The 11349-nt window shown below is 73.5% G+C and carries 9 protein-coding genes; 6 read left to right on the forward strand and 3 right to left on the reverse strand.

All coding sequences use genetic code 11. The annotated features are described in order from the left end of the window. Window positions 1–2: 2 nt before the first annotated feature. Window positions 3–761 (reverse strand): SDR family NAD(P)-dependent oxidoreductase, encoded by a 759-nt coding sequence (locus ACIP9D_RS02380; RefSeq protein WP_400449183.1) that lies wholly within the window; start codon window positions 759–761, stop codon window positions 3–5. 145 nt (window positions 762–906) lie between these two features. Here ACIP9D_RS02380 and ACIP9D_RS02385 point away from each other — a divergent pair, with 145 nt between their 5' ends. The 4 genes from ACIP9D_RS02385 to ACIP9D_RS02400 are packed head-to-tail and all read left to right on the forward strand — an operon-like array spanning window position 907 to window position 6124. Further along, entirely contained in the window at window positions 907–2205 is a 1299-nt protein-coding gene (locus ACIP9D_RS02385) for an extracellular solute-binding protein (protein ID WP_350870148.1), read from the forward strand. Between the two features lie 10 nt (window positions 2206–2215). Then, window positions 2216–3151: a sugar ABC transporter permease gene (locus ACIP9D_RS02390; RefSeq protein WP_350870150.1), complete on the forward strand. Its 936-nt coding sequence runs from the start codon at window positions 2216–2218 to the stop codon at window positions 3149–3151. Beyond that, window positions 3148–3972: a carbohydrate ABC transporter permease gene (locus ACIP9D_RS02395; protein WP_350870152.1), complete on the forward strand. Its 825-nt coding sequence runs from the start codon at window positions 3148–3150 to the stop codon at window positions 3970–3972. The genes ACIP9D_RS02390 and ACIP9D_RS02395 overlap by 4 nt, the downstream gene beginning before the upstream one ends. A 55-nt stretch (window positions 3973–4027) precedes the next feature. Then, complete coding sequence (locus ACIP9D_RS02400; protein ID WP_350870154.1) at window positions 4028–6124, forward strand: alpha-galactosidase; 2097 nt, start codon at window positions 4028–4030, stop codon at window positions 6122–6124. Here ACIP9D_RS02400 and ACIP9D_RS02405 read toward each other — a convergent pair. Continuing rightward, window positions 6121–7080 (reverse strand): YafY family protein, encoded by a 960-nt coding sequence (locus ACIP9D_RS02405; protein WP_350870156.1) that lies wholly within the window; start codon window positions 7078–7080, stop codon window positions 6121–6123. The genes ACIP9D_RS02400 and ACIP9D_RS02405 overlap by 4 nt on opposite strands. 61 nt (window positions 7081–7141) lie before the next feature. Between ACIP9D_RS02405 and ACIP9D_RS02410 the strand changes: the two genes are divergently transcribed. Both ACIP9D_RS02410 and ACIP9D_RS02415 read left to right on the forward strand, forming a co-directional pair. Then, window positions 7142–7726, forward strand: coding sequence for a DinB family protein (locus ACIP9D_RS02410; RefSeq protein ID WP_350870157.1), 585 nt, complete (start codon window positions 7142–7144; stop codon window positions 7724–7726). A gap of 1 nt (window position 7727) precedes the next feature. Then, complete coding sequence (locus ACIP9D_RS02415) at window positions 7728–8165, forward strand: VOC family protein (protein WP_350870159.1); 438 nt, start codon at window positions 7728–7730, stop codon at window positions 8163–8165. A 23-nt stretch (window positions 8166–8188) separates the two neighbouring features. On the opposite strand, the gene ACIP9D_RS02420 is transcribed toward ACIP9D_RS02415, so the two are convergent. Further along, window positions 8189–11251, reverse strand: coding sequence for a hsp70 family protein (locus ACIP9D_RS02420; RefSeq protein WP_350870162.1), 3063 nt, complete (start codon window positions 11249–11251; stop codon window positions 8189–8191). Between the last annotated feature and the right edge of the window lie 98 nt (window positions 11252–11349).

Here is an 11349-nt window from a genome sequence, read left to right on the forward strand (position 1 = left end):
TCTCAGGCCGAGGCTTTCACCGCGGTCCAACCGCCGTCCACCACCAGGCTCGCGCCGGTGACGTAGGCGGCGTCCGGCGAGGCGAGGAACGCCACCACCGCCGCCACCTCGTCGGGTGTGCCGAAGCGCTGCGCCACCGTCTGGGCGACGCTGCGGCGGCGGTCCTCCTCGTCGATGCCGTCCCAGGCGCCGGTGAGGATCGGGCCGGGGAGCACGCTGTTGACCCGGACCTGGGGCCCGTACTCGACGGCGAGCTGGCGCCCGAGGGACACCAGGGCGCCCTTGGCCGCGGCGTACGCCGGTCGGCCGGGGAGGCCCACCAGCGCGTGCACCGACGACACCAGCACCACCGCGCCGGAGCGGGCGACCAGGTCGTCGAGGCAGGCCCGGACGCCGAGGAACGCGCCGGTGAGGCTGACCCCGAGCTGCCGGTCCCAGGACGCCCGGCTGGTCTGGTGCGCGGGCGCGACCTCGACCGCGTAGGCGTTGCTGACCAGGATGTCGACCGGGCCGAGCCCGGCGCGCACCCGGTCGACCGCAGCCGTCCAGGATGCCTCGTCGGCGACGTCGGCCAGCACGGACAGTGCCTGCCCGCCGGCGGCGGTCAACTCCTCGACCAGCGGTGTGCAGTCGCGGACGTCGAGCAGGGCGACCCGGGCACCCTCGGCGGCCAGGCGTCGAGCCGTCGCCGCACCGATGCCCCCGAACGCGCCTGTGACCAGCGCTGTTCTACCGTCCAACCGACGCGCGTCCGGACTCATCGACACCCCACACCGAGCCGTTTAACCATTAATTACGAATACATCTTGACAGTCAGCCGGCTCGGATGCAACCTTCTGGTCACATCGTTCACACCACCGACACACAAGCGAGTGACGCAGCGTGTCGATGAGGAAGGGACACCGCGTGACCGACTTCGACCCCGGCCGCCGCCGGCTCCTCGGCCACCTCGGGCTCGCCGGCCTGGGCGTGCTCGGCGCCGGCCCGTTGCTCACCGCCTGCGCCAGCTCCGCCAGCGGGCCCGCGAGCGGCGGTGGCGGCTCCAAGGCCGTGACCCTCCAGTCCAACCTCTCGTCGCCGCAGGCCAAGACGGCGATCGAGAAGCTGATCGACAGCTTCAACAAGCAGGGCAAGGGCACCGCGTCGGTCAACACGATCGCCTCGGAGACCTTCCGCACCCAGCTGCCGACCTACCTCACCTCCGCGAACCCGCCGGACCTCTACACCTGGTACGCGGGCTCGGTGGCCAACGACTACGCCAGCAAGGGGCTGCTGCTCGACGTCTCGGACGTCTGGCAGGGGCTGGGCGAGTACCCGCAGTCGCTGCGCACGCTCTCCACCGACGCCAGCGGCAAGCAGGTCTTCGTGCCGATGACCAACTACTGGTGGGGCTTCTTCTACCGCAAGAGCAACTTCGCCAAGTGGGGCGTGCAGGAGCCGAAGACCTGGGCCGAGTTCCTGTCGGTCTGCCAGACCATCCAGAGCAAGGGAGTCCCGCCGATCGGCATCGGCCTCGGCGACACCCCCTGGGTCGCCTCGGCCTGGTTCGACTACCTCAACATCCGGATCAACGGCGCGCAGTTCCACCGCGAGCTGCTCGCCGGCAAGCAGCGCTTCGACGACCCGAAGGTCAAGGCGGTCTTCCTGCGCTGGCGCGAGGCCCTGCCCTACTTCGACCCGAAGGGCAAGGCGTACCCGTTCCAGGAGGCGACCACCGCGCTGCTCGCCGGTAAGACCGGGATGTTCCTGATCGGCACCTTCTTCGCCGACGCCGCGCCCAAGGACGCCCTGGGTGACCTGGACTTCTTCCGATTCCCGATCATCGACCCGGCGGTGCCGGTGGCCGAGGAGGCGCCGACCGACGGCTTCTTCGCCAGCGCCAAGACCGGCAACGCGACCGGCACCAAGGCGCTGCTGAGCTACCTGGCCTCGGTCGAGGCCCAGGAGGAGTACGTCCGGTCCAGCTCCGGGATCGTGCTGCCGGCGCACCCGAAGGCCAAGGCCGCCGACTCCCCGCTGGTGAGCAAGGGCAAGGCGATGCTGGAGAGCGCCGCGGAGCTGACCCAGTTCTTCAACCGCGATTCCAGCGACGCGCTCCAGCCGACGGCGGACACCGCGCTGACCAAGTTCATCGACAAGCCGGACCAGATCGACGCGATCCTGCGGGAGTGGCAGGCCGGCGCCGAGAAGGTCTTCAAGGGCTGACGTGACAGACGTGTCCACCAAGGCCGACACACCCCGGACGACGGCGTCCGATGTGGCCGGCACACCGCGGCGGCGGCGACGGTCGGCTCGACTGTCGCCGCTGCTGGCGGCGTTCGTGCTGGTGCCCTTCGCCGTCGAGAGCATCTGGGTGTTCTGGCCGGCGCTGCAAGGCTTCTGGTTCTCGCTGACCCGCTGGGACGGCCAGACCCCGCCGCAGTTCATCGGCGTCGACAACTACGTCGAACTGGTCGGCGACGCCACCTTCCGCGGCGCCCTCATCAACACGGTCATCTGGCTGGTGCTCTTCGGCGGGCTCTCCGTCGTCGGCGGCTTCGGGATGGCGCTGCTGCTGCAACGGGACCGCCGGGGCGTCGGCTTCTACCGGGCCGCCCTCTTCACCCCGGTGGTCTTCTCCCTGGTGGTGACGGCGCTGGTCTGGCGGGTCTTCTACCAACCCGACGGGGTGGCCGACTCGATCCTGCGCGCGATCGGGTTGGAGCATCTCATCCGGCCATGGCTCGCCGACCCGGAGACCGCGCTCTACGCGGTGATCCTGCCGGCGCTCTGGCGGCAGATCGGCTACGTGATGGTGCTCTTCCTCGCCGGTCTCAAGGCGATCGACCCGGCGCTGCACGAGGCCGCCCGGATGGACGGGGCGAACGCGTGGCAGCGGCTCTGGCACGTCACCGTGCCCCAGCTCAAGGGGGTCAACGCCGTCGTGCTGTCGGTCATCGTGATCGACTCGCTGCGCTCGTTCGACATCGTCTGGTCGCTGACCCGCGGCGGGCCGTACCACTCCTCCGAGCTGCTCAGCACCTACATGTACTCGGCGGCCTTCCAGAGCCTGCGGCTCGGGTACGCCTCGGCGATCGCCGTGGTGATCTTCGTGCTCGCACTCGCGGTCATCCTCGGCTACCTCGTGCGTGCGTTCCGGGAGGAAGCGTGATCCAGAAGTTCCGCACCGGGGCCTTCCACAGCGGCATGATCCTGCTCTCGCTGCTCTGGCTCGCCCCGGTGCTCTGGGTGGTCGTGATGTCCACCCGCACCTTCGACGACATCGCCGCCCACGGCGTGGGCAGCCTGCCCCACTCGTTCACCCTCGACACGTACCGCCAGGCGTGGACCGACGGCGGCGAGCTCCAGGCGCTGATCAACAGCATGCTGGTGACCATCCCGTCGGTGGCGCTGAGCCTGGCGTTGGCCGCGGTCGGGGCGTTCGCGTTGAGCCGCTACCGGATCCCCGGGCGGCGCACCATCCTGCTGCTGATGCTCGCCGGCAACCTGCTGCCGCCGCAGATCCTGCTGATCCCGGTGCAGAAGTTCAGCGAACTGACCGGCCTGTACGACACGCTCTGGGCGCTGATCGCGGTGCAGGTCGGGTTCGGGCTCGGGTTCTACACGTTCGTGCTGCACGGTTTCATGCGCGACCTGCCCGGTGAGATCCAGGAGGCGGCGACCATCGACGGGGCCGGCCCGTGGCAGATCTTCGCCCGGGTGATGCTGCCGCTGACCCGGCCGGCGCTGGCCGCGCTCGGCGCGCTCTCCTTCACCTGGATCTTCAACGACCTGCTCTGGGCGATCACCGTGCTGCGTACCGACGACCGGATGCCGGTCACCCCGGCGCTGCTCGCGCTCCAGGGTCAGTTCGTCTCGTCGTGGAGCGTCATCGCCGCCGGCACGGTCATCGCCGCGGTCCCGACCGTGGCGGTCTTCCTGCGGTTCCAGCGGCACTTCGTCTCGGGCCTGGCGATCGGAGCGGTCAAGTGAGCGCGAGGAGTGAGCCGCTCTTGCGAGCCCCGCAGTCGCGAACCAAGGAGGTCAAGTGAGCGGGGCAGGGCAGGGCGTGGCGCAGCGGTGGACGCTGCGCGGCGCGCGGACCGAGTACACCGTGACGCTGCCGGCGCACGGGCGCTGGTTGGAGCTCTCCGCGTGGGGCCCGCACGGGGTGAGCGACGGGCCCTCGCCCGTCGCGTACGACGGGCCGGTGCCGTTCCTCACCGCCGGGGACGCCGCCCCGGTCGAGTACGCCACCGACGCCGATCGGCCGTTCACCGGCGCGGACCTGGTGGTGGAGACCACCAGCGGGCACCGGCGGGTGGCGTTCGGCTTCGCCGAGGCGGCGCACGACGCGGCCGCCGGCACGCTCGCGGTCAACTTCGCCGACCCGGTCACCGGGCTGCGCGCCGTGCTGCGCTACGCCGTGCCCACCGGCACCGACGTGGTACGACGCTGGGTGGAGCTGACCAACACCGGCGCCGAACCGCTGCGGCTGGTCCGGGCCGGCTCGGCCGGGTTCTGCGTGCCGACCCCGCACGGGGCGGTGCTCAGCCACCAGTGGGGCCAGTGGGCGCAGGAGTTCCAACTCGACCACGTCGACCTCGGCCACGGCGGGTTCACCATCGGCAGCAGCCAGGGCGTCCCCGGCCACCTGCACGTACCGTGGCTGGCCGTGCGCGACCGGGCCGCACCGGACGGCCCCACCTGGGGCGTCGCGGTGGCCTGGACCGGCTCCTGGGAGATCACCGCCGAGCGCGACACCGGCGGGCTGACCCGGGTACGGGCCGGCCGCCAACTGGCCGACGGGCCACTGGAGCTGCCGGCCGGCGCCGAGCTGACCCTGCCCGAGGTCGCCGGGGCGTACAGCGCCGACGGGCTGGACGGGCTGGCCCGGGTCTGGCACCGCTATCAGCGGCTACTCGCCGGGGACCGGCTGACCCCCCGGCCGGTGCTCTACAACTCGTGGGAGGCGACCTACTTCTCGGTCGACGCCAAGAGCCAGCTCGCGCTCGCCCGGATCGCCGCCGACCTCGGCGTGGAGACCTTCGTGGTGGACGACGGCTGGTTCCTCGGCCGCACCGACGACACCACCGGCCTCGGCGACTGGTCACCCGACCCGGCCAGCTTCCCGGACGGCTTCGAGGCGTTCATCGCCGAGGTGCGCGCGCTGGGGCTGCGGTTCGGGCTCTGGGTGGAGCCGGAGTGCGTCAGCCCCAAGTCCCGGCTCTACGCCGAGCACCCCGACTGGGTGTACCGCGTCGACGGTCGGCCGCTCACTCCGATCCGCAACCAGTACCTGCTCGACCTGGGCCGCCCGGAGGTCGCCGAGTTCGTCCACGGCACCCTCGACGACCTGCTGCGCCGCTACGACATCGCGTACCTGAAGTGGGACTTCAACCGGCCGCGGACCGAACCGGGCCGGGCCGGCGCCCACGGCGCGGTCGACCTGGACGGCGCGCACGTGGCCGCCCTGCACCGCGTCTACGACCGGTTGCGCAAGGACCACCCGGACGTGCTCATCGAATCGTGCGCGGGCGGTGGCGCCCGCACCGACCTGGCGATGGCCGCCCGGGCCGACATCTTCTGGCCCAGCGACAACACCGCCCCGATGGACCGGCTGGCCATCCAGCACGGCTTCCTGCACGCCAACGCCCCGCACCTGCTCAGTTCGTGGGTGACCGACGCGCCCGGGATCTTCGACCCGCGGCCCCGGTCGCTGGCGTTCCGGTTCGTGCTGGCGATGGCCGGAGTGCTCGGCATCGGCGCGGACATCCGGCACTGGACCCCGGAGCAGCGGGCCGAGGCAGCCGGCTGGATCGCCCGGTACAAGGAGATCCGGGAGGTGGTCACGCAGGGCGAGGTGCACCTGATCGGGGGGCCGGACCAGGCCCGCTGCGCGGTGCAGTACACCTCGCCCGACCGGCGGACGGTCGTCGTGCTGGCCTGGCACACCGGCCGGTCGGACGGCGTCGGGCTGCTGCCGTCGCGCCCGGTGCGGCTGCCGCTGCGCGGCCTCGACCCGGACGCGCGGTATCGGCACGGCGAGCAGCGCTACTCCGGCAGCCACCTGGGCGCGGTCGGCCTGCCGGTGCAGTGGACCCCGAGCCACGACGCCGACCTGGTCGTCCTGCACCGCGACTAGCCGGTCCCGGCGATGGCCGCGAGGCGGCGCGCGAGCAGGGCGGCGGCCTCCCGCAGCTCCGGCGGCTCCAGCACCTCCGCCTCGAAGCCCAGCCGGGCCACGTGCGCGGCGAGCCAGTGCAGGTCGTCCCCGCCCACGACGAGCACGCACCACCCGTCGCGATCGTCCTCGACCCGCCCGACCTGGGGCGGCACCAGCTGCCGCACCCGGTCGGGCGGGGCGTGCACCCGCACCCGGGCGAGATAGCGGTACGGCGACTCGGTCACGGAGCGCTGCACGTAGGCGACCGGGTCCGGATGCTCCCTCGGCCGGAAGCGCCAGGTCGTCGTCTTTAACCCGCGCATCCGGTCCAGCCGGAAGGTGCGCCAGTCGTCGCGGTCGACGTCCCAGGCCATCAGGTACCAGCGGCGGCCGGTGGTCACCATCCGCACCGGCTCGACCGTGCGCTCGCCCTCCCCGCCGTCGCGGCCGGGGTAGCGGAACCGGACCCGCACGGCGTCGCGACAGGCCCGCGCGAGGGTGACCAGCAGCTCCGCGTCGATCTCGACCCCGGGGCCGACCAGCGTCTCGGTGGCGCCGTAGACCGCCCGCACCTCGGCGCGCAGCCGGGACGGCATCACCTGGTCGAGCTTGGCGAGGGCTCGCAGCGCCGCCTCGCCCGCTCCGGCGACCGTGCCGCCCGACGCCAGCCGCAGGGAAACCGCGGTCGCGATCGCCTCCTCGTCGTCGAGCAGCAGCGGCGGCAGCCGGGTGCCGGCGCCGAGCTGGTAGCCGCCACCGACGCCCGGCGTCGCGTGCACGGGGTAGCCGAGCGCGCGCAGCCGCTCGACGTCGCGGCGCACCGAGCGGTCGGTGACCCCCAGCTCGACGGCGAGCTCGACGGCGGTCCAGGACGGCCGGCGCTGCAGCAGCGCCAGCAACCGCAACACCCGCTCGGTCGTCGCCTCGACGGTCACGCGTCGATCGTTCCACAGATCACGGAACGATCCTGTCCGCAATCTGCGGCAGGCTGCACCCATGACCGACCCGACCTGGAACTCCCTGCTACGGGACCAGCTCGCCTGGCACTGGACCCACCAGTTACGCGATCGCCTCGACGGGCTCACCGACGACGAGTACTTCTGGGAGCCCTCGCCCGGCTCCTGGAGCGTGCGCCCCCGCGGCACCGGCACGGCGCCGGTGCAGGCCGGCTCCGGCGCGATGACCATCGACTTCGCGATGTCGCAGCCCGACCCGCCACCGTTCACGACGATCGCCTGGCGGCTCGGGCACGTGATCGTCGGGGTGCTCGCGGTGCGAAACGCCGCGCACTTCTCTCGCGCGCCCACCGACTACCAGTCGTTCGAGTACGCTGCGACCGCGAAGGCGGCGCTGGCCCAGCTCGACACGGAGTACGCCACCTGGCAGGCCGGGGTCGAGTCGCTCGGCGAAGCCGGTCTCGCCCGCCCGTGCGGGGAGGCGGAGGGGCCGTACGCCGAGCACCCGATGGCGGCGCTGGTGCTGCACATCAACCGTGAGCTGATCCACCATCTGGCCGAGGTCTGCCTGCTTCGCGACCTCCACCTGCACACCGACCAGCAGACCCGACGGGAGGCGAGCTGAGATGGCCCGCGACGTACAGATCACTTTCGACTGCGCCGACCCGGCCGGGCTGGCGGCGTTCTGGGCCGACACCCTCGGCTACCGGCTACAGGACCCGCCCCCGGGCTTCGAGTCGTGGGAGCAGGCGCTGGAGGCGATGGGCGTGCCGCCCGAGCGCCGCAACGACGCCTCGGCGTTGCTCGACCCCGAGGGCGCGGGGCCGCGATTGTTCTTCCAGCGGGTGCCGGAGCCCAAGCAGGTCAAGAACCGGGTGCACCTCGACGTACGGGCCGCCCCGGGGCTCGAGGGAGACGCGCGGATGGCCGCCCTGGAGACGGAGGCCGAACGGCTCGTCTCCCGTGGCGCCACCCGGCTCAGCCGCCACGAGCCCGCTCCCCCGCTCGGCGCCGGTCACATCATCATGGCCGACCCGGAGGGCAACGAGTTCTGCCTCGACTGATCGGCCACGCGTGACCACCCGGGTCAGTCGGAGGCGAAGCGGTAGAGCACGAAGTCCTTCTCCGCTCCGCAGGCGATGACCCGGGTGTTCCACGAGCAGGTGGCGCTGCGTACGTCCTTGAGCTGGCCCAGCTCGGCCACCTCCCCGGTGCCCGCCCACACCCCGGCCATGCTGCGGTCGTCCTGCACCGTGCTCGGCGGCTTGGCGAAGACGAGCACGTTGCCGGCGTCGACCCGCACCCCGACACCGTCACGGTCACGCAGCACCGCCTTGCCCTCGGCGTCGAAGATGGTGCTCGTCGTGGCCGGGTCGCTGCGCTGCACGAGCAGGCGCTCGCCGAGCGGCACCAGCGTCGAGGCGTTCGGGGCCGGCCAGTTGACCCGGCCCTTCTCGTTGACCGCCACCACCTCGGTCCGCGCGGCCTCGGAATCCGGCACCTCCAGCAGGCAGGCGCGCCGCTCGCCGCAGGCCACCAGCGCCTTCGGCCGGCGCCGGTCGTCCGGGGAGCGGTAGAGCAGCACCGGCTTCGCCGACGAGTTCAGGTCGTAGGCGAGCAGCTGATAGCCGCTGTCGTTGTTCGCCACGTAGAGCCGGTCCTCGTGGGCCGCCAGCAGGTCGTCGAGGTCGGCGACCGCGCCCCACTCGCGGACGATCCCGCCACTGTCCATGTCGACCAGTCGCACCGACCGGTCCGCGCCGACCTGCACCAGCCGCCGCGTCTGCCCGTCCTCCCACGGGTCACGGGACCCGCCGTCCAGGTACGCCGGCCCGCCGGCTCCCGCGTCGGTGCCCACCGGCAGGACCTCGGTCCGGGTGCTGCCGTACTGCTCCTTCGGGTTGGGCTGGCTCCACCGCTCCCGGCCGTGATCCATCCACAGGCCGACCAGCCGGTGCTCGGTCCGGTCGACCAGCACCGCCGTCCGCTCGGTGAAGAAGACCTCGTCGTCGCCGCGCACCGGGCGGTTCCAGCGCCGCTCGCCGGTCGCACCGTCCAGGATCACCAGCTCGCGCGGGGTGCTGTCGCCGGGCGCGTCGGCGAAGATCGCCACCGCGCCCGGGACGGCGACCAGCCGCTCCCAGTCGTCCGCGACGAAGCCGGTCTGCTTGCGCCACAGCTCGTCACCGGTGCCAGCGTCGACCGCGACCACCTCGAGCTGGTTGTCGGCCCGCTGGTACGCCAGGTAGGCGCGGTCGCCGAGCACCGCGGTCCACATCCCGGTGGGCCGCTCGTCGCCGGCCTTCGGCCGGGCCACCTCGGTCAGCGCCTCCTGCCACTCCAGCCCCGGGTAGCGGTCCCGGGTCAGGTAGAGCGCCGCCGCGGCGCCCACCCCGGCGAGCGCGAGGACCGCGCCCAGCGCGATCCACCAGACCCGCCGCCGGCGACCGGCCCGCCCACCGGGCCGAGCCGGCGACACCGGCCCGCCGCCCGGCGGGCCGGACGCGGCGGCGCCGAACGGTGGCCCGGGCGGCCCGCCGAACGCCGGACCGGACGGACCGCCGAACGCCGGGGATGTCGGCCTACCGAACGCCGGGGCGGACGGGCCACCGGGCGAGGGCGAGGCCGGACTGCCGTAGGGCGGCAGGGGCGGTGGGCCGCCGAGAGGGGGCGCGGAGACCGGGCCTCCGGGCTCCGGCAGCGCCGTCGGGTGCTCGGCCAGGTCGGCGAGGGTGGGTCCGAGGCCGACACCGGCCGGCATCGTCGCCGCCAGGGTCGCCGGCACCGCCGGGGCACCGGCCGGCACCGTCGTACCCGGACCGGAGGCCGGCCGGGTCGGGTCGTCCGCCGCCGGCCCGGGCGACGCGGCGGGCACGGTCGGTGCCGTGACAGCGGCCGGCGGGGCGGCCTGTCCGGGTACGGCGGGCGGCGGGGCGGCCTGCGCGGGTACGGCGGGCGCGGCAGCCGGCGCGGCGGGGGCGGGCATCGGCTGGGGCGGGCGTCCGGCCGGGCGGCGCAGCGGCAGGTCGGTGAGCGCGCCCTCGGCCACCGGCAGCTCCGGCTGCTCCAGCACGGTCGGCGCGATCCCGAGGTCGGCATGGAGCATCCGGGCCACCAGTGGCATCCGGGACGAGCCACCGACCAGGAAGAGCCCGGCCAGCTGCTCGGGAGTCAGGCCGGCCTCGGCGATCACCGCACGGGCGGCGGCCACCGCGCGGCGCAGCAGCGGCGTGGCGGCGCGCTCCACGTCGTCGCGGGTCAGACGCACCGCCTCGGCGATCCCGGGCACCGCCACCGGCGCGGTGGTGCCGCGGGAGAGCATCTCCTTCGCGCCGCGTACCTCGTCCCAGAGCTGGACGCGATCGCGCCGCCCGGTGGCGTCGCGTGGTTCGGTCAGCCGCGCCCACTGCTCCGGGTGCCGCCCGGCGACCAGCTCGCCGACGCGTTCGACGAGCGCGAGGTCGACGTCCAGCCCGCCGAGGTCGGGCAGGCCGCCGCAGGAGATCACCGTGAAGCCGGAGTCACCCCACGGATCGGCGCCGTCGTTGCGGACCACGGCGACGTCCAGGGTGCCGCCGCCGAAGTCGAAGACCGCGATCGCCTCGCCGACCGGCACCGGACGACGCAGCACCTCGGTGTAGTAGCGGGCGGCGGCCACCGGCTCGCGCAGCAGCCGCGTTCCGGGGGGCGTGGGGCCGGCCAGGGTGTGTTCGGCCGCCTGCGGCCAGCCGGCGCGCAGCAGCGCGTCATTGAGCACGTGCCGGCGCGGGGCGTCCCAGGCCGCCGGGCAGGTGAGCACGGCCGGGGGTAGGAAGCCGACCGTCGCCACCGCGGATCGGCCGACCGCGTGCAGCACCGCGCCGAGCAGCTCGGCGGGGGCGAACTCGCGGTCGCCGAGCGGGACGGCCGGCTCGGCGATCCGGCGCTTCGGGTTCGGCTCGAACCGGGCCGGGTCCTCCTGCGCCAGCCGCCGGGCGTCCAGACCGGCGTGGAGCCTTCCGTCGGAGTCCGCGTACACGGCCGAGGGCATGATCGGCTGACCGTCCACCAGCAACGCACGGGTCCGCCCGTCCGGCCAGCGCAGCACGGCGACCGTGTTGGACGTGCCGAGGTCGACACCGAGGGCGAAGCCCTCGTGCTGGCCTGCCATCTACCGATACCTCCGCCGCGACGAGGGATGCCGACCCCGCATCGTACGCAGCCACCGCCGAGCTACTGAGGTGCCGGTCAGCGCCGGCCGCCGTAAGG

The organism is Micromonospora sp. NPDC093243 (assembly GCF_044753725.1).
In the GTDB taxonomy this organism is placed as follows: domain Bacteria; phylum Actinomycetota; class Actinomycetes; order Mycobacteriales; family Micromonosporaceae; genus Micromonospora.